Source organism: Shinella sp. R2-11 (genome assembly GCF_055330205.1).
The window spans coordinates 673,621-696,644 of sequence record NZ_JBVAPC010000003.1 but is presented as its reverse complement, the minus strand read 5'-3'; the positions used below and the strand labels follow the sequence as shown (position 1 = coordinate 696,644).

Below are 23,024 nucleotides of genomic sequence, written 5' to 3'. Positions count from 1 at the left end.
GCCGGTTTGCCGGCCTGCGCCGATAGCGTTTACCTGCGTGGGGGACGATAGAGGCGGAAAACTGTTCTCCTATAAAATCTATAAAAAAGATAGATTTTCTGTTCTGCCCGATCGGGAGCCACTAGTTTGGTTCCAATCAATCCGGCGGAACCTTCCATGACCAAAACCATACGCTTCAATGCTTTCGAGATGAATTGCGTGGGCCATCAGTCCCCGGGGCTCTGGCGCCATCCGCGGGACCGGTCCTGGCAATACAAGGATCTCGAATATTGGACGGATCTCGCGAAGCTTCTGGAAACCGGGTTCTTCGAGTCGATCTTCATCGCCGACGTGGTCGGCTACTACGACGTCTACAAGGGCAATCTCGACAATGCGCTGCTGCAGGGCGTGCAGATCCCGGTGAACGACCCGCTGCAGCTTGCCAATCCGATCGCCCAGGCGACGCGGCATCTCGGTATCGGCATCACCGCCTCCACCAGTTTCGAGCATCCCTACACGTTCGCACGCCGCCTTTCGACGGCCGATCATCACACCAAGGGGCGCGTCGGCTGGAACATCGTGACGTCCTATCTCGAAAGCGGCGCGAAGAATGTCGGGCAGGGCGGCCTGCGCTCGCACGACAACCGCTATGACGTCGCGACGGAATATGTGGAAGTCCTCTACAAGCTGTTCGAGGGAAGCTGGGAGGAGGGTGCCGTCATCCGCGACAAGGAGCGCGGCATCTTCGCCGATCCTTCGAAGATCCACGAGATCGGCCACAAGGGCAAATATTTCGACGTGCCGGGCTACCACCTCAGCGAACCGTCGCCGCAGCGCACGCCGGTCCTCTTCCAGGCCGGCGCTTCCGGCGCGGGCAAGCAGTTCGCCGCGGGACATGCGGAATGCGTCTTCATCTCGACGCCGCTCAAGGACGCGACGCGCACCTATGTGTCGGATATCCGCCAGCGCGCGGCGGCGCAGGGGCGCGACCCGAAGAAGGTGCTGATCTATGCCATGGCGACGATCATCGTCGACGAGACCGACGAGAAGGCGCGGGCGAAATACGAGGAGTATGTCAAATACGCCTCCTATGACGGTGCGCTGGTGCTGATGTCCGGCTGGACCGGCATCGACTTCGGCCACTACAGGCCGGCCGACACGGTCAGGAAAGTCGAGACCAACGCCATCATCTCCGCCGTCGAGCATCTTTCCGAAGGCGGCAAGGTCTGGACGATCGAGGAACTGGCGAAATGGGGCGGCATCGGCGGGCTCGGGCCGCTCTTCGTCGGCTCGCCGTCGACGATCGCCGATCTCCTGCAGGAATGGGTCGAGGAGACCGATATCGACGGCTTCAACCTCGCCTATGCGCTCGCCCACGACACGTTCGCCGACGTGATCGGCTACGTGGTGCCGGAGCTGCAGAAGCGCGGCGTCTATGTGACGGGATACCGGGAAGGCACGCTGCGCGAGAAGCTGTTCGGCGAGGGGCCGTACCTTCCCGAAAGCCATCCGGCCCATCGCTTCAGGGATATCGAAAGGGTCAAGCGCGAGGAAGCCGCGAAGGCGGCCGGCCACGCCGCCTGACAAGAGAACGCGCCGGTCGGGAACGGCCGGCGGCCATCCACCAACAGGGTAGTTCCGGCGCCGCGGCCGACCGTTCCGGCGATGGGCGGAGCCATGCCCCCGGTTCACCGAAATGACGGAGCGACAGGACGATGAGTGACGACCCGGTTCCCGCCCTCGAAGTGAGGAACGTCTCGCTGTCCTTCAAGGGCGTCAAGGCGATCTCGGACCTGTCGTTCCAGGTCAGGCGGCAGGAAATCTGCGCCCTGATCGGCCCGAACGGGGCCGGCAAGAGCTCTCTCTTGAACATCCTCAATGGGGTCTATGTGCCGGATTCCGGCGAGATCGTCTTCGAGGGCGAGCATTTCCGGCGCATGCATCCGCTGGAGGCGGCGCGGCGCGGCATCGGCCGCGGTTTTCAGAACAATGCGCTCTTCTCCGGCATGAGCGTGCTCGACAACGTGATCGCCGGCCTTTCCCGGCATTCGCGCGTGACCTTGGTCGAGGAGGCGTTCCGGCTGCCCCGTGCACTGGGGCAGGAGCGGGCGTTCCGTACCCGCGCGCTCGAAGTGCTCGAGCTCTTCGACCTGGAGGACTATGCCGGAACCACCGTCGGCACCTTGCCCTACGGGGTGCAGAAAAAGGTCGAAATCGCGCGGGCCATTGTCGCCAGACCCCGTCTGCTTCTGCTCGACGAGCCGCTGGCCGGCATGAATGCCGCCGAAAAGCAGGAAATCGCCACCATCATCGCGCGGCTCAACAGGGAACTCGACCTCACTGTCGTCCTCATCGAGCATGACATCGGTATCGTCCTGAAACTCGCCCATCACGTGGTAGTGCTCGACTACGGGCGCAAGCTGGCTGACGGCCCGCCGGAGACCATCCGCGAAAACCCTGACGTCATCGCCGCCTATCTCGGTTCCGAGCACGCGGAGGCTGCCGCATGAACATGTTCCTGGAAACCCTGATCGGCGGCCTGCTCGCCGGGACCATGTATTCACTCGTCGCGATCGGCTTCGTGCTGATCTACAAGGCCTCCGGTGTCTTCAACTATGCCCAGGGCTCCCTGCTGCTCTTCGCGGCTCTGACCTTCGTGACGCTCACCGACCAGGGCGTTCCGGCGCTCGGTGCGATTGCCGTGACGATCGCGCTCCTCGTCCTCACCGCGATCGCGATTGAAAAGCTGCTGTTGCGCCCGCTGACCAATCGCAGCCCCATGACGCTCTTCATGGCGACCCTCGGCCTTTCCTATGTCGTGGAGGGCGTTGCTCAGGGGATCATGGGGTCGCAGGTGCGGGCGCTCGATCTCGGGATCGAAGACCTGCCGATCTTCCTCGGCGATATCATGATCAGCCAGTTCGACCTCATCGCCGCCGGCGTGGCGCTCGCGATCGTCGTCGTCCTGTCGCTGCTGTTCAACCGCACGCGCATCGGCATCCAGCTGCGCGGCGTGGCGGATGACACGCGCGCGGCGCTGTCGCTCGGCATCGACATCAACCGCATCTGGCAGATCGTCTGGGCGGTCGCCGGGCTGGTCGGCCTTGTCGCCGGGCTTTTGTGGGGCGCGCGCCAAGGCGTGCAGTTCTCGCTGTCGCTCGTGGTGCTGAAGGCTCTGCCGGTCCTCATCATCGGCGGTTTCACCTCGATCCCCGGCGCCATCGTCGGCGGGCTGATCGTTGGCGCAGGCGAGAGCCTGGCCGAAACCTATATCGGCCCGTATCTCGGCGGCGGCATCACGCCCTGGTTCGCCTACGCGCTTGCGCTCGTCTTCCTTTTCATCCGCCCGGCCGGCCTGTTCGGCGAACGACAGATCGAGAGGGTCTGAACATGTCCGAGATCAATCTGCCCGCCGCCGCCGAACCCGTCGATCCCGTCGGCCTGAAGGCGATCGCCGTCGCGGCTGCCCTCGCGCTGCTCCTGACCGCACCTTTCCTCACGTCGGAATACTGGATCAACGCGATCATCGTGCCGTTCCTGATCCTGTCGCTTGCCGGGCTCGGCCTCAATCTCCTGACCGGCTATGCGGGCCAGCTCTCGCTCGGGGCGGGCGCCTTCATGATGGTCGGCGCCTATGCCACCTTCTCGCTCCAGCTGCGCGTGCCGGAGCTGCCCTTGCCGCTGGCGCTGGTCGTTGCCGGTCTTGTCGCCGGGGCCGTCGGCCTTGCCTTCGGCATTCCCTCGACGCGCATCAAGGGGTTCTACCTGATCGTCAGCACGCTGGCGGCCCAGTTCTTCTTCGAGTGGCTGTTCCTGAAATTTCCGTGGTTCTACAACGGCAATTCCTCCGCGACGATTTCGCTGTCGCGCGGCCTGTCCTTCTTCGGGCTCGATGCGAACGGTCCGCACGGGCGCTACTACCTGACGCTCGGCATCGTCGCGCTCCTGACGCTCCTGTCCTTCAACCTGATCCGCGGGCAGACGGGGCGGAACTGGATGGCGATCCGCGACATGGATACGGCGGCGGCGGTCATCGGCGTGCCGGTCTTCCGTGCCAAGCTGCAGGCCTTTGCCGTGTCGAGCTTCATTCTCGGCATCGCCGGCGCGCTCTGGGCCTTTGCCTATCTCGGATCGGCCAGCGTGCAGAGCTTCGGCCTCACCCGCTCCTACCAGATCCTCTTCATCATCATCATCGGCGGTCTCGGCACCATTCGCGGCGCCTATCTCGGCGCGGCCTTCGTCAGCCTCCTGCCTCTGGCGCTCGACTGGCTGTTCCAGCGCCTGTTCGGCGGTCATGTCGATGCGGGCCTGCTTCAGAACATCCAGAAAGCCATCTTCGGCCTTCTCATCATGTGGTTCCTGATCAAGGAGCCCGAAGGGCTGGCCCGTCTGCTCGGTTTGCGGCGAACGCAGGGGGCACGCCGCCGTCTCTTCCCATCGTGATCCCCAGGAGTTGAAACCATGAAACGTCTGCTTGTCGCCGCGCTGCTTGCCGGCACCCTTTTCTCCGGCGTCACACCGGCTTCGGCCGATGAGGTGAGCCAGTATATTCCGCTGCCGACCTACCGCGTCGGCGCCTATGCCTCGTCGGGCGAGCTCTGGTGGGCGGGCGAGCGGGACTATTTCCGCTACATCAACGAGGTCGAAGGCGGCGTCGAGGGCGTCAAGCTCAACTACGAGGAATTCGAGACCGAGTGGAGCCCGGACCGCACGGTCGAGGTCTATGAGCGCGTGAAGGCCGGCAAGGATGGTTCGCCGCTCGCCTTCTTCTTCACCCACGGCACGCCGGCGACCTACGCGCTGCTTGAAAAGGCTGCGGCCGACAGGATTCCGCTGATCGACCCGGCCGGCGGCAAGACGGAGACAGTCGACGGCACGGTCTTCCCCTACGCCTTCCCACTGCTCTTCAGCTACTACAGCCAGGCTTCCACCGGCATCAACTACATTGCCGGGAAGGTCGGCGGCTTCGACAAGCTCAAGGGCCTGAAGATCGCCACCGTCTATCATGACAGTGCCTATGGCCGCGCCAGCCAGCCGGCCGTCGAGGTTCTCGCCGAGAAGTACGGCTTCGAGAACATCCAGATCCCCGTGGCCGACCCCGGCAATGAACAGTCGCCGCAATGGCGCCAGATACGCGAGCAGAAGCCGGACTGGGTCTTCCTGCGCACCTGGGGCGTCTCGACGGTCGTGGCGCTGAAGACCGCGCAGCGCTTCGGCTTCCCGGCCGATCACATCATCGGTGACGTCTGGGCGGGCTCCGAATCCGATGCCATTCCGGCCGGCGCGGCCGCCATCGGCTATTCGGCGCTGGCACCCTATCCGGGCGGCACGGATTTCGAGATCCACAAGCGGCTGAAGGCCGAAATCCTCGACAAGGGCAAATCCGATCTGCGTGACCGGAAGCTGTTCGGCGCGGTCAACTACAATATCGGCCTCGTCAATGCGGCGCTCGCCGTCGAAGCGCTGCGCACCGGCTACAAGCACTTCGGCGCCCGTCCGCTGAACGGCGAGGAGGGCCGCTGGGCCTTCGAGCACCTGACGATCGACGACAAGCGCCTTGAGGAGATCGGCTTCAAGGGACTGCTGCAGCAGATCAGGATCACGCCGACCGACCACGAAGGCGGCGGTGCCGCGCGCATTCAGAGCTGGGATGGCGAGAAATGGGTGCTGCAGACCGACTGGATCAAGGCCGACCACGAACTTCTCAATCCGCTTATCAGGGAAGGGGCCGCGGCCTATGCCCGGGAAAACGGCATCACGCCGCGCACGCCGGAAACGGAAACCAATTGATCCATGGCGGGGCGCGGCCTGCGTCGCGCCCCGGCTTTCAACAGGAGAGGACTATGTTCAAGACATTCTTGCGCGGCGCCATCGCGACAGCCGCATCCATTCTGGTTCTGGCAGGCTCGGCACAGGCAATCGACACGGCGCCGGGACCCGACAGCGACAAGCAGTTTTTCCCGATCGCCAGCTATCGCGTCGGTCCCTACGCGGCATCCGGCGCATCGATCTGGGCCGGCCGCATCGACTACTACCGCTATATCAACGAGGTCGAGGGCGGCATCAACGGCGTGCCGATCGTCTGGCAGGAATGCGAGACCGAATGGACCGCGGAAAAGGGCATCGAGTGCTACGAGCGCTTCAAGCGCGGCCTGAATGGCGCCCCGGTTTCGGCCTACTTCCCGAATGGTGCTCCGGCGGCCTATGCGCTTTCCGACCGCGCGGCCGAAGACAGGATCCCGCTGGTGACGCTGGCCTATGGCCGGACCGAAGCCACTGACGGCCGCGTCTTCCCCTATATCTTCCCGGTCATGGTGACGTTCTACAGCGAAGCCTCCGCTATCGTGAACTACATCGCGGAAAAGGAAGGCGGCTTCGACAAGCTCAAGGGCAAGAAGATCGCGACTGTCTACCATGACAGCGCCTATGGCCGGGAAACGCTCGATCCGCTGGCATTGCTTGCCGAGAAATACGGATTCGAGAACATCCAGATCCCGGTGCCCGATCCGGGAAGCGAGCAGTCTTCGCAGTGGCGCCAGGTTCGCGAGCACAAGCCGGATTGGGTCTTCCTGCGCACCTGGGGCGTCTCGACGCCGGTCGCCATCAAGACGGCGCAGCGTTTCGGCTTCCCGGCGGACCACATCATCGGCGATGTCTGGGCGTCGTCCGAAGAGGATGTCATACCCGCCGGCGATGCCGCCAAGGGCTATCTCGCCCTGACGCCCTATCCGGCCGGCGCCGACTTCGAGATCCACAAGCGCCTCAAGCAGCACATCATCGACACCGGCAAGTCGGACCTGCGCGACACCAAGGCTTTCGGCAGCGTCTACTACAATTCCGGTCTCGTCGATGCGCTCATCTCGGTCGAGATCGTCCGGCAGGCGCAGGCGAAGTTCGGCAACAAGCCGATCACCGGCGAGGAAGGCCAATGGTCGCTCGAGCAGCTCAAGCTGGACGATGCGGCGCTGGAAAAGGCGGGCTTCCTCGGCCTTGTCCAGAACCTGCAGCTGACGCCCGCCGACCATGAGGGCGGCGGCGCGGTGCGCGTCCAGCAGTGGACCGGCGAGAACTGGCACCTCGTCAGCGACTGGGTCCAGGCCGACCGCGAGGCGCTGCGCCCGCTGATCGACGCCAAGTCCGCCGCCTACGCCGAGGAGCACGGCATCACGCCGCGCGATGTCGGCACCAACTGATCCATCAGGGCCGGGGCGGTTGCCGCCCCGGTCTTACAAGGAGAGAACGATGACCTTTCAGCATGAACCGATCGCTTCCGTTCCCGCCGCCCGCAGTCTTCTCGACGTCTCGGGCATCGAGGTCGTCTATGGCGGAGCGATCCTGGCGGTCGCGGATGTCTCGCTGACCGTCGGGGCAGGCGAGATCGTCGCCCTGCTCGGCGCCAACGGCGCGGGCAAGAGCACGGTGCTCAAGGCGATCTCGGGGCTTGCCGCGGCCGACCGGGCGACAGTTCGGCGCGGGCATGTGCGCTTCGAAGGCGAGGACATCCTCGGGACGGCTGCAAACCGCATGACGGAGCGCGGCATCGTGCATGTGCTCGAGGGCCGGCACGTCTTCCCGCATCTGACGGTCGAGGAGAACCTGCTGTCCGGCGCCTTTCTCCGCAAGCCGGGGCGGCGCGAGCTCCTGCGCCAGATCGATGACATCTATGCGTGGTTTCCGCGCCTGAAAGACAAGAGGCGCACCCTGGCGGGGCTGACCTCCGGCGGCGAGCAGCAGATGCTGGCGATCGGCCGCGCGCTGCTCACGCAGCCGCGCCTCGTCCTGCTGGACGAACCGTCGATGGGCCTTGCCCCCAGGATCGTCCAGGAGATTTTCCAGATCATCGTCCGGCTCAACCGCGAGAACGGCGTCGCCTTCCTCCTTGCCGAGCAGAATGCCGCCCTTTCTCTCGCCCATGCCGATCGGGCCTACATTCTGGAGAGCGGGCGGGTGGCGCTTTCCGGGGACGCCGCCGCAATGGCCGCGCGCGATGACCTGCACCGTATCTATCTGGGAGACGCGCTCTGAGCGTGGTCTCCTGCAAAATCATCAACAGGAAACACATATCCGTGTCACAGATCGATCTTGGCTGGGGCGAAGGCCCGTCGGAGCGCTATGAGAGCCTCGCCGCAAAATTCCGTCCTATCTTCGCCGGGATTTCCGCCGGCGCGCTCGACCGCGAGCTCGGCCGCAAGCTGCCGGGCGCGGAAATCGCCAGGTTGAAGGACGCCCGGTTCGGCGCGCTCCGCGTGCCGGAGGCCGAGGGCGGTTTCGGTGCGACATTGCCTGAACTCCTCAATCTGCTGATCGAGCTGTCGGCCGCGGATTCGAACATTACGCAGGCGCTTCGCGGCCATTTCGGCTTTGCCGAGGATATCGTCAACAAGGCGGAAGGTACTGATCGCCGGCGCTGGACCGATCGCCTGGCGCGTGGCGAGATCGCCGGCAATGCCTGGACCGAAATCGGCAATGCCAGACAGGATACGTTCGCGACGGCGGTTTCCGAGAAGGACGGCAGGCTCGTCATCAACGGCCGGAAATATTACACGACCGGCTCGCTGTTCGCCGACTGGATCAATGTGGGCGTGACCGGCCTCGATGGGGCAAGCGGCACCGTGCAGGTGCGCCGTGACGATCCGGGCGTCGAGGTGGTCGACGACTGGGACGGTTTCGGCCAGATCCTGACCGCCAGCGGCACGACGACCTTCAGGGATGCTGTCGTCGATCCGGCCGACGTCGTCGCAGACGAAAACCAGTTCCGCTACGGCGCCGCCTTCTACCAGGCGATCCATCTCGCCACGCTCGCCGGCATCGGCCGGGCGCTCGCCGACGAGACGGCATCGGCCGTCGCAAAGCGGGTGCGCCACTACTCCAATGCCGCAGGCCCGCGCTCCAGCCAGGATCCGCAGGTCCTGCAGGTCGTCGGCCGCATCCGCGGCAATGCCTATACGGCCGGCGCGATCGTGCTGCAGGTGGCGCGCGCCATCGAACGGGCGTACCATGCCCATTTCGGCGGTGACGCCGAGGCGGAGGAACGCGCCAACGCGATTGCCGAGCTCGAAACCTCCCAGGCGCTGACCGTCGTCACCGACCTCATCCTCGAAGCCTCGACCATCGTCTTCGATGCGCTCGGTGCATCCTCGACGCGCAAGCCGAACGGCCTCGACCGGCACTGGCGCAATGCCCGCACGCTCGCCTCGCACAATCCGCGCATCTACAAGGATCGCATCGTCGGCGACTTCGCCGTCAACGGCACCCCGCCGCCCTATCAATGGCGCATCGGCCTTGCCGGCTGATTTGCAACGTGCCTTGCCGCGGCAAGGCCTATCCGCCGATGCCGACTTTCGCGACGAGGACCGGCTCGGCGCGATAGTTCGCCGGGAACAAGCGCTTCAGGTTGTCGATCTTCGGCATGTCGTTATAGACGATATAGGGATAGGTCGGATTGTTGGTCAGGAAATCCTGATGATAGTCCTCGGCCGGATAGAAGGCCTTGTCCGGCTCGATTGTCGTGACGATGGCGGCCTCGTAGATGCGGGCCTTGTTCAACTGCTCGATATAGGCTTTCGCAACGCGAGCCTGTTCCTCGCTGGTCGGGAAGAGCGTCGAGCGGTATTGCGGGCCCATGTCGGGACCTTGCCTGTTGAGCTGGGTCGGGTCGTGAGCAACGGAAAAATAGACCTGTAACAGCTTGCCATAGGTGATCTTGGCGGGGTCGAAGGTGACACGGACCGCTTCCGCATGGCCCGTGTTGCCATTGCCGACCATTTCGTAATGCGCGGTCTCCTTTGCCCCGCCGGCATAGCCGGAAACGGCGTTACTCACGCCCTCGACCCGTTGGAAGACGCCCTGGACGCCCCAGAAGCAGCCGCCGGCGAAGACGGCGGTTTCCCTGCGTGCGGCGTTCTCCTCGTCGAGGGCGGGCGCGGGAATGGCAAGACCCTCCTGCGCACCGGCGCCTGTCGTCGCGGACATCAGCCCCGCAAGGGCGATGCCCATTCCGGCGAAAAGGGTGGAAATCCTGGCAATGCGTTTCATGGCAGTCTCCTCAACCGAAGGTGAATGCGTAGGCTTCGAGGCCCGGATCGAGAAAGCGGATCTCGAATGTGTGATCGGCGATCGGCCCGCCCTGGCGCACGAGCTGGTAGAGCCGCTGTTCCGTCACCGTTCCATTGCCCCCGGCGTCCGTGTCGACACCGTGGTCGTCGCCCGGCGCCTTGCCGTCGATGGTCACCCGGAAGCGGACCGGCTTGCCAAGGCTGCCGGGGCCGAGCACGAGATGCAGGTCGCGGGCGCGGAAACGATAATAGATGCTGCCGCCTTCCTTCGTCAGTTCGGCGCGCTCGGGGCCGACATTCCAGCTTCCGGTGAGGCCCCATTCGTTGCGGCGCGGGTCTGCTGCGGCATAGACATGAGCGGTATCGTTGACGATCCCGTCGGCGCCGAGGAAGTTCTGCGCCCGAAGATAGCCGATATAGGTCTCCGGCGACTGGACGTCTGCCTGGTTCGAGGCGGCTTCCGCTCCGCTCGCCGTGACCGAGACGATTCCGCCGGCGACGTTGCTTTCACCGGCCTCGGCGAGAAGCTGCTGGATCACGCGCTCGGACTGCTGATAGTCGCCTTCGCCGAAATGGTGGTGACGAACCCGGCCTTCCCCGTCGATGAAGTAATGCGCCGGCCAATACTGGTTGTTGAAGGCGCGCCAGATGGCATAATCGTTGTCGATGGCCACCGGATAACCGATGGACAGATCCGCCGTCGCCCGGCGCACGTTGTCGATCTTCTTCTCGAAGGCGAATTCCGGTGCATGCACGCCGATGATGACGAGGCCCTGGTCCTTGTACTTTTCCGCCCATGCGCGGACATAGGGAATGGCGCGCAGGCAGTTGATGCAGGAATAGGTCCAGAAATCGACCAGCACGACCTTCCCCTTCAACGCGGCCATGGTCAGCGGCGGGGAGTTCAGCCACTCGACGGCGCCGTCGAGGGACGGCTTAATGGATTCGACCGGCAGGTCCGCAGCGCCGGCGGGCGATTGCCCAGCCTGCATCATCATCGTGTCGGAGCCGCTCATCATCATCGAGGGGTCGGCGGACATCATCATGCGATCATCGCTGCGCATCGTGGCATTGCCGTCGCCGCCCTGCATGGCCATGGACGGGGCGGCGTCACCGCCGTTTGCCACAGTCTGCGTTCCGGGCTGGAGCCGGTCGATCAGCGTCTGCTCCAGCGCAGCGGTGCTCTGTGCGGAGACGCGGGTGAGGAAGCCGGTATCGAGGCCGAGCGCGATGGCGGCGACCGCGACGAGCACGGCGGCTCCGACGCCGCGCCGCAGGTAATCGCTGACACCGAGGGAGCGTTTCATGGCCTGGTAAACGCGCCCGCCAACAAGCAGCGCAAGCGCCAGCGACGTCGCGGTGCCGAGCGCATAGGCGGCAAGCAGCACGCTCGTGCCAAGGCTTGCACCGTTCAGCGCGGCGCCGGTGAGGATGAGACCGAGCACGGGGCCGGCGCAGGGCGCCCAGAGCAAGCCCGTCGCAATGCCGATCAGCATGGAGGCGCCGATCCCGCCGGCCGCACCTCGGCGATCGGCCTGTTCGGAAAGCCGTGCGCCGAGGGAGACGATCGGGCGCGTCAACCGCTCGGCGAGCGAGGGAAACAGGAGGATGACGCCGAAGCCTGCGAGGATGATCATCGCGGCCAGCCGGCCATATTCGTTGGCCTCCACCGCCCAGCCGCCGCCGAGCGCTGCAAGCGACGCGACGAGCGCGAAGGTCAGCGCCATGCCCGCGAGCATCGGCAACGTGCTGCGCAGGAACGGCTGTCCCGCCCGCGCGAAGACGAAGGGCAGGACCGGCAGGATGCAGGGGCTGAGGATGGTGAGCACGCCTGCGAGATAGGCCAGGATGGCAAGGGTCATAAGGTCAGCCTCTCCGGATCACGCCGCCGCCGGCGTGAAGGTCATGGCAAAGCCGTTCATGCAGTAGCGCAGTCCTGTCGGCCGCGGCCCGTCGTTGAAGACATGGCCGAGATGGCCGCCGCAGCGGCTGCAATGCACTTCCACCCGGACCATGCCATGGGATGTGTCGCGCGTCGTGCCGACGGCATTGTCGAGCGGCGCCCAGAAGCTCGGCCAGCCCGTGCCGCTCTCGAACTTGGTGTCCGAGGAAAAGAGTGCCTGTTGGCAGCCGGCGCAGGAGAAGGTGCCTTTGCGATGCTCGGCCAAGAGCGCGCTCGAACCCGGCTGCTCCGTGCCTTCCTCGCGAAGAATGCTGAACTGCTCGGGCGTCAGCAGGCTTCGCCATTCGTCCTCGCTGTGGCTGACGGCGAAATTCCCCTTTGTCGCCGCGAGCAATGGGCCTGCCCCTCGAGCCAGGAACCCGGCCGTGAAGGCTGCCACGCTCGCTGCCAGAAGCCCGCGCCTGTTCATCATGATGCATTCCTCCAATGGCGTTCTGCCGATGAATACGCAGGCCGCCGGCCGTTTGTTACATGCCCTTCCACGGATAGAGCCATCCGGACGGCTGCTTCTATCGATATGGCTCCAGGAATATATCGGCCGTCGCCTGCGTGCTGGCAATCCACGTTCCGATCCCGCGCGTTCAGAGCTTCGTGAACGGTCGCGTTACCTGCGAGGCGCTTTGGCGGATGGACGGCAGCGCGCCATCAGGTCGAACGCGTTCGTCGCCGGCGATCTCTCCACAATGAGGCGTGAACTCTTTGTCGCCTACAGCTTGTCCTGTGCGGTGCCGGTGATGGCGGCAAGGAAGCTCGCAAGGCCGGCAGAGCGCAGCGGCAGGTAAGGCTTGCCCTGTTCGCGGCAGAGACGTTTTACGATCCCGGCGGCACCGTGGCTGATATGGTCGACAGGAAACAACACTGTCGCCGCCTGCCCGATGAGAGCGGGAAGCAGGGTGGTGCTGTCTTCCAATCCCCCGTCATGGAGGAGAAGGTCGACATTCCTGCTTTCCGCGCAGGCCCGCAGATGGTCGAACAGATTGCGGCGCCCGCCGACATAGAGGATCGGGCCGCCCGCGCCGGCGGTGACGTCTGTGACATTCTTCCGCGGATGGATGGCGATGGCCGTTTCCAGCACCTCGTTCTCCCGCAGGATGGCGCGGTTGAGATCCTGCATCCGGTCGAAGGCGCGTTGGAGAGCAGCGTGCCTTTCCTCCAGCTCCGCCAGCCGTTGCGACAGGGCGGCAGTGCGCGTGTCCTCGGATTGGGAGCGTTCGAAAAGATGCTCGCTGCCTCCCGCTGGCCGGGTGACGGACGCGGCGATCGCCTCGGCCTGGATCAGCCGCTCCTCGAGCTGATGGATACGCTGCTGCTGCTCCGCTCGTTCGTCGGCGGCCGTCTTCAGGCGCAACTCCTGCCGAACGGCCTTCTCCCGGGATTGTCCGAGCTCCTTTTCGAGCTGTGTCAGGCGGGCGATGTCGAGGCGGCTTGCGCTGCCGACCAGATGCGAGAGCATATGCACCTCGCCAAAGATGTCGCGGACCAGGGCTGGCGGGCTTCCCGGATGGCTCATCAGCGCCCAATAGGGGCCCGCAATGTCGCCGCGGTCGAAGCAATCGCGCCAGATCGCGCGCAGTTCCTCCTCGTCCGCATGGCGGGGAATGCGCTTGATGCTCGCCTCATGGCGCTTGTCGAGCGTCTTGTTGAGGAGCTTGGCCGCCTGGTCCCGCTGGCCGGCAAGACGCACGCCGCGGCCATGCAGCGCATGATCCGTCGCCGCGCGGGCATCGTCCTGTCCGGCCCTGACGAGAACCTGCCGCAATTCGCCCGTCGTCAGGCAGGTGCCGATGAGCGAGCAGTGGAAGGTGGCCGGGATTTCCCAGATGCGCAGCCGCTGCGAACCCGTTCTGGGCTCGCCGCCATTCGGCAGGACCGCGTGCGGCAGGCCTATGCCCGGCAGGGGCGCGCCGTGGGACTTGAGGCGGGGCAGCGTGGGCATGGGTGTTCCAATCCGAGGATACTGGCAAGCCCGCTTCTACGCGGCCGTTGTCCTTGCCTCTCGCCGGTCATGCGGGTCTTCGCCGAACTGCATTTGCCAGTAGAGGGTAAGGATGTGATCGCGCGTCAGAGGAGCGAGCGGCAATGCGGGCGCCTCGTTGATCGGCACCCAGACGGTCTCCTCGATTTCGGCCGCGGGGGTGATGAGCTCATCGTGCAGGTGGACGCGGAACACATGGGCCACGACGATATGATCGGGCACGTTCGCCGCCTGCGCCTCGAAGCAGCCGAAGGGCGTCATGCGCGAGGGCGGGATCTTGAGGCCGAGTTCCTCGTGCATCTCCCGGGCAAGCGTTGCCTTCGGCGTTTCCGTGCCCTCGATCCTGCCGCCGCTCTGCAGATAGACCGGTATGCCGCGCTTGCGCACGAGAAGCGTATCGCCATTGTCCCGGACGATCAGCGCGACGGCGATCCGGATTTCTCCCTGCATCTTTCTCTCCGACAGGACGGCGCGCACGGAAATCGCTACGCGCCGTCATTCCGCGAAGGCGCTTTCCCTTCGCGGTCAAATCCACTCAACGTTATATTTCCTTAAATATAACGTGTTGGGAAGAGCGCATGCTGATCAGGCACCTCGGATTTTTCGTCGTCCGCAAGATCGAAGGCAGCTTGTTTGACGTCCAGAGCCGGAACCCGTCGGCTCTCCGTGACAAAAAAGGCTCCGGTGAAACCGGAGCCTTTCGGAATGATATGGAATGCTTCGAGCCGAACCCTCAGGTTCAGATCCAGACGCGCTCGCGCCAGCAACGACGGCGCCAGCGGCCGTGAACGCGTGCACGACGGCATACGCGGCGCCATACCCTGCGTCGATGAGGGCGATGATGCCGAGGCCAATGCCCCCGGCGATGGCTGACCTCCATCACATCCGGCTCGGAGCTTTGCAGCTCGTCCAGGATGCCGCTTCCGGAGCCGATGTCGCCGGGATTGATGATGGCAGCCTGCACGCTTTCCGGTTTGATTACCGACGCCAGGGCCGCTGTGCCGGCCAATCCAAGCAATCCGGTGAGAAATGATCGTCGATCCATGCTTTCCTCCAAATTTGCGCCACGTTCGGGATTGAACAGGGAAAAGCCTGAATGGTTCCTGAATGGTTCATCCGGCGGTGGGTGCGGCTCGACCTCGACGTCGTCCATGGTGGCCACGGATCGAGTTTTGGTCGCACCCGCTTGCAGGAAATCGCCAAAGCCTATCTGACCTCAAGGAGCGCTTGAAATCGGGTAGGCGGGCAACTGGTCGCCAAGGCGTTCCCGGCCCCGACGGGTAAGCGAGTGGCGGAAGGGAAGGGCTCGCGACCGCGTCTACCGGCGCGTGTGCTGGATTCCAACTGGGGCGGCATTATGTCTAAGTGGCTATTTTCAAATGACTTTTTAATCTGAACCTATCCATTCGGATAGGTTCAGATGAGTGTCTTCCGGGAACTCTCCTATCCGTATCAAATCCGCGCCTATGCATCTGCGAGCTTTCCCGCGATGGGCATCTGCTGCACCGTTGGGGCACATCGCTCAAGGACCGGACGGAGGAAGTCGTGAAGGCCAATGTTGTCGAAGTTCGTGTTGTTTCTCCGATCGTGACGCGGGGCTTCCGCAAGGTTTCAGACCTGAAAGCCCTTGAATATCCCGGCGTCTCGGTCAGCCATGCGGAAATCAAGACCGGGCCGGGCTCGATCGAAAGCGAATTCGAGGCGGCGGTCTCGGTTCCGGGAACGGTGGCCGAGATCATTCGGGCCCAGAACGAAGGCGTCGATGCCGTGATCATCGACTGCATGGGCGATCCCGGCCTGCGTGCCGCCCGCGAGGTCGTGTCCATTCCCGTCCTCGGCCCCTGCGAGACCGGCATGCATGTCGCTGCCATGCTGGGCCACCGCTTCTCCGTCCTGACCGTGATGCGCCGGCTGCGCGCGGCGTTCGAGAACACCGCCGCCGTGGCCGGCCTCTCCACCAAGCTTGCCTCCGTCCGCAGCGTCGACATTCCCGTGCTCGAACTGGAGCAGGACCTGGATCGCACCAGAGCGATGCTCGTGCAGGAGGGTGTGCGGGCGGTGGAGGAAGACGGCGCCGAAGCGCTGATTTTCGGCTGCACGGGCCTCATGGGCTGCGCCGCGAGCCTGCGCGAGGGATTGCTCGCCCGCGGCATCGACGTTCCCGTCGTCGATCCGATCCCGACGGCGGTTTCCGTCGCCGCAGCCCTCGTTCGTTCCAACCTCTCCCAGAGCAAGTACACGTTCCCGCTGCCGCCGGAAAAGGAACTGCTCGGCTATGACGACATCCGTCTTCCAAGGCCGCTGGCGGCGGAATAGGCAGCATTCAAGCCGGGGAGAAACCGATGGCGATCGCGGGTGCAGAAGGCGACGTGAAGATTGGAAAGCGTGCGGCCCGGTCCGGCTTCCCCCCGTCGCCCCGAATGTGGTGGCTGGTGCTGCCGGCCGCCGCGGTCTTCGTGGTCTTTTTCGTCATCCCCGTCGCGTCGCTTTTCGGCCTTTCCTTCAACAAGTCGGTTGCGGGCGTCATCGCCTATTCCAGCGAGCTGACCTTCGACAATTTCGTGCGCATTTTCACGCGGGCGACCTATTACGAGGCCATCCTGCGTTCGATCTGGGTCTCCGCGATCGTTTCGGTGGTGAGCCTTCTGTTCGGCTACCCGCTGGCCTATGTCATCGCCAAGACGACAAATCCGGGCCGCAACACGCTTTTGATGATCCTGGTCCTGTCGGCCATGCAGCTCGACATGGTCATCCGCATGTTCGGGCTCATGGTCCTGTTCGGCGACAACGGGCTGATCAATGGCTTTCTTCTCTATACGGGCCTGATCTCGAGCCCCGTACCCCTGATGTACAACACGTTCGGCGTGATCGTCGGGCTGGTCCAGATAACGCTGCCCTTCATGGTCCTGTCCCTGATCGGCATCATCAAGGCGATCCATCCTTCTCTGGAGGAAGCCGCCCGCTCCCTCGGCGCGTCGCGCCGCCAGGCGTTCTTTTCCATCGTCCTGCCCCTGTCCATGCCGGGCATTCTTGCCGGAACGCTGCTGGTCTTCGCGCTCTCCATCAGTTCCTACGTCGTGCCGGCGCTGATGGGCGGCTGGAAGGTCATCGTCCTTCCCATCCATATCTACCAGCAGATCGCGGAGGTCGGGCGGTGGCAATTCGGGGCCGCGATCGCCGTGGTCCTCTTCATCACCAGCATCATCGCCGTCGCGATCTATCATCAGGCCGCGGCACGGACATCCGGAGGGCGCATCTGATGCGGGAGGAAGAAGCAGCCATCCCCTTCGTGTTCAAGGCCGTTGCCGCCCTGTCGCTGGCCATCCTGCTGGTGCCGGTGATCGTGGTCGTCCTGGCCGGGCTCAATGCGGGCGATTATCTGACCTTTCCGCCGCAAGGCCTGTCCCTGCGCTGGATCAAGGCTTTCCTGACCTCGCCGCTGTTCCTGTCGGCCTATGGCATAAGTTTCGTCGTGGCGCTGGCCGCCACGCTCATCTCGACCGTCATCGGCACCATGGCGGCGGTCTATCTGACGCGATCCACCGGTGCGCTGGTTTCCGTGCTGCGCGGGTTCTTCATGCTGCCCATCGTGCTGCCGGGCGTGGTGCTGGGCCTGGCGCTCTATGTCTTCTACGTCACGTCGGGCATCGGGCTGGCGCGCACGCTGCCCGGCCTGCTCGTGGGCCATGTCATCGTGACCTGCCCCTTCGTGATCGCCACCGTCACCGCCAGCCTCGTGGGTTTCGATCGCTCGCTGGAGGAGGCGGCGCGCTCGCTCGGCGCGGGCCCGTTCACGGCCTTCCGACTGGTGACGCTGAAGATCATCGCGCCCGCGATCTCCGCGGGCTCCATATTCGCCTTCATCGTATCCTTCGGGCAGTTCGAGCTGACCCTGTTCCTCACCGGCCCCGATCTCCAGACCCTGCCGGCCGCCATGTATGTGTCCATGCGCTACAAGTTCGAGCCGACCGCCGCTGCCGCCGGCATATTCGCCATCGCCCTCGTCGTCCTGTCGATGGTGGTCACATCCCGGCTGGTGAACCTCAAGAAAATCTTCGAGCGCTAGTGCCTTCGCCTTCAACCACAAGCAAAAAAGGGGAATTCCATGACAGACGCACCTCGCCGATTTAGCCGACGCTCCGTCCTGCAGATGGGGGCGGCTGCCGCCACCCTGCCATTGTTCAACGTCAATCACGCCTGGTCGCAGGACGTCGCCTTCGACGGCAAGGCCTTCGACGCCGGCGGCGCCGTGCTCCGGCTCGGCGAATGGGGCGGGTCCTGGGGGGAACTCGTCCAGAAACACCTGATCGGCGCCTTCGAAAAGGAGTTCAACTGCAAGGTCGAATACGATTCGAGCTGGCCCTGGTTTCCGAAGTTCGTCGCGGGCGGGCCGCAAAAGCCCCCGCTCGACATAACCAACTGGAACGTCCCGGAAATGACCAAGACGGCGATGGCGGGGGACTATTTCCTCCCGCTTGACGAAGTCGTGCCCAACATTCCGAACGGCAAGAACCTCTGGCCGTTCGCCACCGCCAACGGCGTCGGCGTGGTCTGGGCCTATAACCAGTACGGCTACGCCTACCGGACGGATCTGGTCGATCCGGCGCCGGCCTCGTTCAAGGACCTGTGGAAGCCGGAATTCGCCGGCAAGCGCGGCACCTACATCACGTCGAACGGGCTGCAGATGGACTTCTTCGTGACCGCATGCAGCCTCTTCGGCAAGGACCAGTACGATCTCGAAGCCGGTTATCAGGCGATGCGGGATCTGATGCCGGCCAAGATCTCCGACTTCACCGGCAACATGCAGACGCTGATGGAGCGGGGCGAGGTCATAACCTCGGTGGCGACCGATTCCGATCCGCTGCAGGCCCGCGACCGCGGTGCGCCGATCGGCTTCTGGTACTGGACGGAAAAGCAGCCGATCCTCTCGCAGGTCTATACGATCAGCCGCTATTCGGAGCCGCTGCAGAAGAAGCTGGCGCTGGCCTTGCTCGACCGTGCGCTGGAGCCGGAATTCATCGGCAACATGGGCCGGGAATTCTATCTGCGGCCGACGGTCAGCAATGCCGTGCTTCCGGACAACCTGGCCAAGGCGGGGATCGTCAACACGGCGGACTCGATCAAGGACTACTGGACGCCCGACTGGAATGCCTACATCGAAAACGAGCAGGACATCGTGGAAACGGTGAACGGCATCTTCGCCGGCTGACGCAATCCGGCGGGCGGCGAAAATGCCGCCCGCCCCCCGGGAACGGAAGGCGATCCATGTCCGATATCCATCTGAAGAAACTGACCAAGTCCTACGGCAGCCACGCGGCTGTCGGCGGCATCGACCTGAAGATCGCGGAAGGAGAATTCTTCTCGCTCCTCGGGCCTTCGGGATGCGGCAAGTCGACCACCCTGCGCATGATCGCAGGTTTCGTGCAGCCGACGGGCGGGCAGATCCTGATCGGGTCCGACGATGTCACGACGCTTCCGCCCGAAAGGCGCGATATCGGCATCGTTTTCCAGAACTATGCGATCTTTCCGCATATGAATGTGGCCGACAATATCGGTTTCGGCCTCAAGCTGAGAAAGCGCCCGAGGGAGGAGATCCGCACCCGTGTGGCGGACGCGCTTCGGCAGGTGGGCCTTTCCGGTTACGAGGAGCGCTATCAGCGCCAGCTTTCGGGCGGCGAACAGCAGCGGGTGGCGCTAGCGCGCGTGCTGGTCACCGAGCCGCGGATCCTGCTTCTCGACGAGCCGCTTTCCGCCCTGGACAAGAGCCTGCGCGAGGAAATGAAATACTGGATCAAGGATCTCCAGAAGCGCCTCGGCATCACCACTGTCTACGTAACCCACGACCAGGACGAGGCGCTGACCATGTCCGACCGCATCGGCGTGATGCAGAAGGGGCGTATCGAGCAGGTCGGCACGCCGGAGGAGATCTACGAGCGGCCCCGGACGCTGTTCGTCACCACGTTCATCGGACATTCGAACGTCATCGACGTCACCGTCGACAAGGGCGGCGGGGCGGACATGACGGTCATGCTCGAAGGCTTTCCGCTTCCAACGCGCGGTCCGGAGAACCTGAATGCGGGACAGCCCGCCAAACTGGTGATCCGGCCGGAGAACATCGTCATCGATCCCGGTGCGGACGTGACGGTCCGTTTTCCGGCCACGGTGCTCGGGGAGAGCTACCAGGGCGCGTTGGTGCGCTACCGTCTGGCGGTCGGCGGCCAGGAAATCGTCGCGGAGCGCCAGAACAGCGTGGGAAATGCGAGATTCCTTCCCGGGGCCAGCGTGACGGTGGGGTGGGATCCCGGACGGTCGGAGGCGCTGGTCGCCTGACAGCGGCAGGATTGCGGAACGAACACAACGCCGGCGCAGCATGTGCCGGCGAACGGAGAATTGTACCTCGAGGAGGCAAGCATGCGTATTGGAATTGATGTGGGCGGCACCAACACGGACGCCGCCCTGATGGACGGCGCTGTCGTAAAGGCGGCCTGCAAGTCTCCCACCACGAGCGACGTGGGCCTCGGCATCGTCACCGTGCTCAGGAAGGTGCTGGAGATGAGCGGGGTACCCGCTTCGGCCATACGGGCCGTCATGATCGGCACGACGCATTTCACCAACGCGGTCGTGGAGCGCCGCCGCCTGCTGGAGGTCGCGGCCGTCCGGCTTGGCCTGCCCGCCACGAAAGCGCTGCCGCCCCTGACGGACTGGCCGAAAGACCTGGCCGATACGCTGGGACGGCACACCTTCATGGTACATGGCGGCAATGAATTCGACGGCCGCGCCATTGCGCCGCTGGACGAAGCCGAGCTCGTCCGCATCGGAGGGGAAATCAGGCGGCGGGGGCTGCGCGCCGCGTCCATTACGTCCGTTTTCTCGCCGGTGACGCCCGAAATGGAATTGCGGGCCGCCGAAATCCTGCGGAACGAGGCGCCGGATGTTGCCTTTTCGCTCAGCCACGAGATCGGGCGCGTCGGCTTTCTGGAGCGCGAGAACGCTTCCGTCATGAACGCCTCCCTCGCCGATCTTTCCCGCAAGGTGGTGTCGTCCTTCCGAAGCGCGCTCAAGGAAATGTCCATCGATGCGCCGTTCTTCATCAGCCAGAACGACGGCACGCTGATGGCGCCGGATTATGTCGAGCGCTACCCGGTGCTCACCTTCGCCTCCGGGCCGACCAACTCCATGCGCGGAGCGGCGATGCTGGCCGGTGAACCGGACGCGATGGTCATCGATATCGGTGGCACGACGTCCGATGTGGGAATGCTCATGCACGGCTTCCCCCGCGAATCGGCGGTGGCCGTCGATATCGGCGGCGTGCGCACGAATTTCCGGATGCCGGACGTCCTCGCCGTCGGGCTCGGCGGTGGCTCGATCGTCCGCGACGACGGCGCGCGCATAGGCCCGGATTCCGTCGGCTACGAGATAACCAGCCGCAGCCTCGTCTTCGGAGGCGACACGCTGACGACGACCGATATCGTCGTCGCCGCCGGTCTGGAGGACATTGGTGACAGGTCGCGTGTGGCGCATCTTCCCGCCCGCACGATCGAGACCGCGCTCGACACCATTCACAGGATCGCCGACGGCGCCGTCGACCGCATGAAGACGAGTGCGGATCCCATGCCCGTCATTCTCGTCGGTGGCGGATCGATCCTGATCTCCCGGGATCTGCCGTCTGCCTCGAAGGTCATCCGGCCGGAGAATGCGTCGGTCGCCAACGCCATCGGCGCGGCGATCGCGCAGGTCGGCGGTGAAATCGATCGCATCTTCTCGCTGGAAGGAACCTCGCGCGACATCGTGCTGGGCGGGGCCAAGGCGGAGGCGAGCGAGCGGGCGCTGGCGGCGGGCGCACGGGAGGGAACGGTGAAGGTGATCGACGTGGAGGAGGTGCCGCTCGCCTATCTTCCGGGCAGCGCCACGCGCATCCGCGTCAAGGCCGTCGGCGACCTGGCGGTGGAGTGAGCTATCATGAAACTGAACAGCGAGCAGTTGCGCGACCTTGCCGTCGGGGCGGCCTTCCTCGGCACTGGCGGCGGTGGAAATCCCTATGTCGGCCGGGTCATGGTCCAGCAATGCCTGGACGAGGGGCTCAGCGTGGAGATCGTCGATCCGAAGGATATCGATGACGACATGCTGGTCATTCCCACCGCGATGATGGGTGCGCCCACGGTCCTTGTGGAGAAGATTCCCAGCGGGCAGGAGGCGATCTTTTCCTTGCAGAGACTGGAGCGGCACCTCGGACGCAAGGCGGGCGCCACGATGCCCATCGAGATCGGCGGGATAAATTCCACCATCCCGCTTCTCGTCGGCGCCCGGCTCGGCCTGCCGATCGTCGACGCGGACGGCATGGGACGCGCATTCCCGTTCCTCGAAATGGAGACATTCGGGGTCTACGGCATTTCCGGCAGCCCGATGGCCATCAGTGACGAATATGGCGATTGCGCCTTGATCGAGGCGGTCGACAACCGGCAGATGGAATGGCTCGCGCGGGCGGTCGCCATCCGAATGGGCGGCTGCGCCTATATCGCCGAATACGCCATGTCCGGCGCGGACGTGAAGCGGACGGCCGTGCCCAACACGCTGACGCTCGCCATCCGCATCGGCGAAGTCCTGCGGCGGGCGCGCGTCGAGCATCGCAATCCCATCGATGCGCTGCTGGGCTTCCTGCCCTCCACGCTCTATCGCTACGGCCGGGTGATCTATGCCGGCAAGATGATAGACGTGCAGCGCGAGACGAAGGCCGGCTTTGCGATGGGGCGCGCGCGGATCGAGGGCCTTGCACCGTTTTCATCGGTCATGGAGATCGAGATCCAGAACGAGAACCTCGTCGCGCGCGTGGACGGTGCCGTCAAGGCCATCGTCCCGGACCTCATCTGCATCATGAACACGGAGACGGCGGAGCCGATCACCAGCGAGGACCTTCGCTACGGTCAACGCGTGACGGTTCTGGCGGTCTCGGTGCCGGAGATCATGCGCACGCCGGAAGCGCTCAAGGTTTTCGGCCCTTCCTGCTTCGGCCTGAAGGAACCGTTCACACCCATAGAAGAGATCGGCTGACACA

The 23,024-nt window shown here is 64.5% G+C and carries 21 protein-coding genes; 15 read left to right on the top strand and 6 right to left on the bottom strand.

Annotated features, from left to right (window positions below):
* The first annotated feature begins 156 nt into the window (after window positions 1-156).
* From ACZ1A1_RS11580 to ACZ1A1_RS11545, 8 genes are all read left to right on the top strand, one after another.
* The gene (locus tag ACZ1A1_RS11580) at window positions 157-1,563 is read left to right on the top strand and encodes an LLM class flavin-dependent oxidoreductase (protein WP_463620056.1); all 1,407 of its coding nucleotides are present in this window, start codon (window positions 157-159) and stop codon (window positions 1,561-1,563) included.
* Window positions 1,564-1,694: 131 nt separating this feature from the next.
* Complete coding sequence (locus ACZ1A1_RS11575) at window positions 1,695-2,489, top strand: ABC transporter ATP-binding protein (RefSeq protein WP_415214907.1); 795 nt, start codon at window positions 1,695-1,697, stop codon at window positions 2,487-2,489.
* On the top strand, window positions 2,486-3,367 hold the full coding sequence (locus ACZ1A1_RS11570; protein ID WP_313192405.1) for a branched-chain amino acid ABC transporter permease: 882 nt from the start codon (window positions 2,486-2,488) through the stop codon (window positions 3,365-3,367). Before ACZ1A1_RS11575 ends, ACZ1A1_RS11570 begins: the two co-directional genes overlap by 4 nt.
* A gap of 2 nt (window positions 3,368-3,369) precedes the next feature.
* Window positions 3,370-4,422, top strand: coding sequence for a branched-chain amino acid ABC transporter permease (locus ACZ1A1_RS11565; RefSeq protein WP_313192406.1), 1,053 nt, complete (start codon window positions 3,370-3,372; stop codon window positions 4,420-4,422).
* 18 nt (window positions 4,423-4,440) lie between these two features.
* Window positions 4,441-5,769: an ABC transporter substrate-binding protein gene (locus ACZ1A1_RS11560; RefSeq protein ID WP_463620055.1), complete on the top strand. Its 1,329-nt coding sequence runs from the start codon at window positions 4,441-4,443 to the stop codon at window positions 5,767-5,769.
* 53 nt (window positions 5,770-5,822) lie between these two features.
* Entirely contained in the window at window positions 5,823-7,172 is a 1,350-nt protein-coding gene (locus ACZ1A1_RS11555) for an ABC transporter substrate-binding protein (RefSeq protein WP_463620054.1), read from the top strand.
* 49 nt (window positions 7,173-7,221) lie between these two features.
* Window positions 7,222-8,004, top strand: coding sequence for an ABC transporter ATP-binding protein (locus tag ACZ1A1_RS11550; protein WP_415214903.1), 783 nt, complete (start codon window positions 7,222-7,224; stop codon window positions 8,002-8,004).
* 41 nt (window positions 8,005-8,045) lie between these two features.
* Window positions 8,046-9,272 carry an acyl-CoA dehydrogenase family protein gene (locus ACZ1A1_RS11545; RefSeq protein WP_463620053.1) on the top strand — a complete coding sequence of 409 codons (1,227 nt, stop codon included), beginning with the start codon at window positions 8,046-8,048 and terminating at the stop codon, window positions 9,270-9,272.
* A gap of 28 nt (window positions 9,273-9,300) precedes the next feature.
* On the opposite strand, the gene msrA is transcribed toward ACZ1A1_RS11545, so the two are convergent.
* The 6 genes from msrA to ACZ1A1_RS11515 form a co-directional block, all read right to left on the bottom strand.
* Entirely contained in the window at window positions 9,301-10,014 is a 714-nt protein-coding gene (msrA, locus tag ACZ1A1_RS11540) for a peptide-methionine (S)-S-oxide reductase MsrA (protein ID WP_463620052.1), read from the bottom strand.
* 10 nt (window positions 10,015-10,024) lie between these two features.
* Window positions 10,025-11,896, bottom strand: a complete 1,872-nt coding sequence (locus tag ACZ1A1_RS11535) for a cytochrome c biogenesis protein DipZ (RefSeq protein WP_463620051.1) — start codon at window positions 11,894-11,896, stop codon at window positions 10,025-10,027.
* Between the two features lie 18 nt (window positions 11,897-11,914).
* Complete coding sequence (msrB, locus tag ACZ1A1_RS11530; protein ID WP_463620050.1) at window positions 11,915-12,409, bottom strand: peptide-methionine (R)-S-oxide reductase MsrB; 495 nt, start codon at window positions 12,407-12,409, stop codon at window positions 11,915-11,917.
* Window positions 12,410-12,703: 294 nt separating this feature from the next.
* Window positions 12,704-13,933: a DUF2325 domain-containing protein gene (locus ACZ1A1_RS11525; protein WP_463620049.1), complete on the bottom strand. Its 1,230-nt coding sequence runs from the start codon at window positions 13,931-13,933 to the stop codon at window positions 12,704-12,706.
* Window positions 13,934-13,969: 36 nt separating this feature from the next.
* Window positions 13,970-14,422: an NUDIX hydrolase gene (locus tag ACZ1A1_RS11520; RefSeq protein ID WP_463620048.1), complete on the bottom strand. Its 453-nt coding sequence runs from the start codon at window positions 14,420-14,422 to the stop codon at window positions 13,970-13,972.
* A 289-nt stretch (window positions 14,423-14,711) separates the two neighbouring features.
* On the bottom strand, window positions 14,712-15,125 hold the full coding sequence (locus ACZ1A1_RS11515; RefSeq protein WP_463620047.1) for a protamine-2 (modular protein): 414 nt from the start codon (window positions 15,123-15,125) through the stop codon (window positions 14,712-14,714).
* Between the two features lie 392 nt (window positions 15,126-15,517).
* On the opposite strand from ACZ1A1_RS11515, the gene ACZ1A1_RS11510 reads away from it, so the two are divergent.
* From ACZ1A1_RS11510 to ACZ1A1_RS11480, 7 genes are all read left to right on the top strand, one after another.
* Window positions 15,518-16,288, top strand: coding sequence for an aspartate/glutamate racemase family protein (locus ACZ1A1_RS11510; protein WP_313192416.1), 771 nt, complete (start codon window positions 15,518-15,520; stop codon window positions 16,286-16,288).
* A gap of 26 nt (window positions 16,289-16,314) precedes the next feature.
* Window positions 16,315-17,232: an ABC transporter permease gene (locus tag ACZ1A1_RS11505; protein ID WP_463620046.1), complete on the top strand. Its 918-nt coding sequence runs from the start codon at window positions 16,315-16,317 to the stop codon at window positions 17,230-17,232.
* On the top strand, window positions 17,232-18,038 hold the full coding sequence (locus ACZ1A1_RS11500) for an ABC transporter permease (RefSeq protein WP_313192418.1): 807 nt from the start codon (window positions 17,232-17,234) through the stop codon (window positions 18,036-18,038). The genes ACZ1A1_RS11505 and ACZ1A1_RS11500 overlap by 1 nt, the downstream gene beginning before the upstream one ends.
* A gap of 39 nt (window positions 18,039-18,077) precedes the next feature.
* Complete coding sequence (locus tag ACZ1A1_RS11495; RefSeq protein ID WP_313192419.1) at window positions 18,078-19,181, top strand: ABC transporter substrate-binding protein; 1,104 nt, start codon at window positions 18,078-18,080, stop codon at window positions 19,179-19,181.
* A gap of 56 nt (window positions 19,182-19,237) precedes the next feature.
* The gene (locus tag ACZ1A1_RS11490; protein ID WP_415214893.1) at window positions 19,238-20,302 is read left to right on the top strand and encodes an ABC transporter ATP-binding protein; all 1,065 of its coding nucleotides are present in this window, start codon (window positions 19,238-19,240) and stop codon (window positions 20,300-20,302) included.
* An 81-nt stretch (window positions 20,303-20,383) separates the two neighbouring features.
* Window positions 20,384-21,925 carry a hydantoinase/oxoprolinase family protein gene (locus ACZ1A1_RS11485; RefSeq protein ID WP_313192421.1) on the top strand — a complete coding sequence of 514 codons (1,542 nt, stop codon included), beginning with the start codon at window positions 20,384-20,386 and terminating at the stop codon, window positions 21,923-21,925.
* 6 nt (window positions 21,926-21,931) lie between these two features.
* Window positions 21,932-23,020, top strand: coding sequence for a DUF917 domain-containing protein (locus tag ACZ1A1_RS11480; protein ID WP_463620045.1), 1,089 nt, complete (start codon window positions 21,932-21,934; stop codon window positions 23,018-23,020).
* The last annotated feature ends 4 nt before the right edge of the window (window positions 23,021-23,024 follow it).

Bases quoted from the DNA above. Each gene is read 5' to 3' on its own strand.
- ACZ1A1_RS11580 (WP_463620056.1), top strand. From the start codon at position 157: ATGACCAAAACCATACGCTTCAATGCTTTCGAGATGAATTGCGTGGGC.
- ACZ1A1_RS11575 (WP_415214907.1), top strand. From the start codon at position 1,695: ATGAGTGACGACCCGGTTCCCGCCCTCGAAGTGAGGAACGTCTCGCTG.
- ACZ1A1_RS11570 (WP_313192405.1), top strand. From the start codon at position 2,486: ATGAACATGTTCCTGGAAACCCTGATCGGCGGCCTGCTCGCCGGGACC.
- ACZ1A1_RS11565 (WP_313192406.1), top strand. From the start codon at position 3,370: ATGTCCGAGATCAATCTGCCCGCCGCCGCCGAACCCGTCGATCCCGTC.
- ACZ1A1_RS11560 (WP_463620055.1), top strand. From the start codon at position 4,441: ATGAAACGTCTGCTTGTCGCCGCGCTGCTTGCCGGCACCCTTTTCTCC.
- ACZ1A1_RS11555 (WP_463620054.1), top strand. From the start codon at position 5,823: ATGTTCAAGACATTCTTGCGCGGCGCCATCGCGACAGCCGCATCCATT.
- ACZ1A1_RS11550 (WP_415214903.1), top strand. From the start codon at position 7,222: ATGACCTTTCAGCATGAACCGATCGCTTCCGTTCCCGCCGCCCGCAGT.
- msrA (WP_463620052.1), bottom strand. From the start codon at position 10,014: ATGAAACGCATTGCCAGGATTTCCACCCTTTTCGCCGGAATGGGCATC.
- ACZ1A1_RS11535 (WP_463620051.1), bottom strand. From the start codon at position 11,896: ATGACCCTTGCCATCCTGGCCTATCTCGCAGGCGTGCTCACCATCCTC.
- msrB (WP_463620050.1), bottom strand. From the start codon at position 12,409: ATGATGAACAGGCGCGGGCTTCTGGCAGCGAGCGTGGCAGCCTTCACG.
- ACZ1A1_RS11525 (WP_463620049.1), bottom strand. From the start codon at position 13,933: ATGCCCACGCTGCCCCGCCTCAAGTCCCACGGCGCGCCCCTGCCGGGC.
- ACZ1A1_RS11520 (WP_463620048.1), bottom strand. From the start codon at position 14,422: ATGCAGGGAGAAATCCGGATCGCCGTCGCGCTGATCGTCCGGGACAAT.
- ACZ1A1_RS11515 (WP_463620047.1), bottom strand. From the start codon at position 15,125: ATGGACGACGTCGAGGTCGAGCCGCACCCACCGCCGGATGAACCATTC.
- ACZ1A1_RS11505 (WP_463620046.1), top strand. From the start codon at position 16,315: ATGGCGATCGCGGGTGCAGAAGGCGACGTGAAGATTGGAAAGCGTGCG.
- ACZ1A1_RS11500 (WP_313192418.1), top strand. From the start codon at position 17,232: ATGCGGGAGGAAGAAGCAGCCATCCCCTTCGTGTTCAAGGCCGTTGCC.
- ACZ1A1_RS11495 (WP_313192419.1), top strand. From the start codon at position 18,078: ATGACAGACGCACCTCGCCGATTTAGCCGACGCTCCGTCCTGCAGATG.
- ACZ1A1_RS11490 (WP_415214893.1), top strand. From the start codon at position 19,238: ATGTCCGATATCCATCTGAAGAAACTGACCAAGTCCTACGGCAGCCAC.
- ACZ1A1_RS11485 (WP_313192421.1), top strand. From the start codon at position 20,384: ATGCGTATTGGAATTGATGTGGGCGGCACCAACACGGACGCCGCCCTG.
- ACZ1A1_RS11480 (WP_463620045.1), top strand. From the start codon at position 21,932: ATGAAACTGAACAGCGAGCAGTTGCGCGACCTTGCCGTCGGGGCGGCC.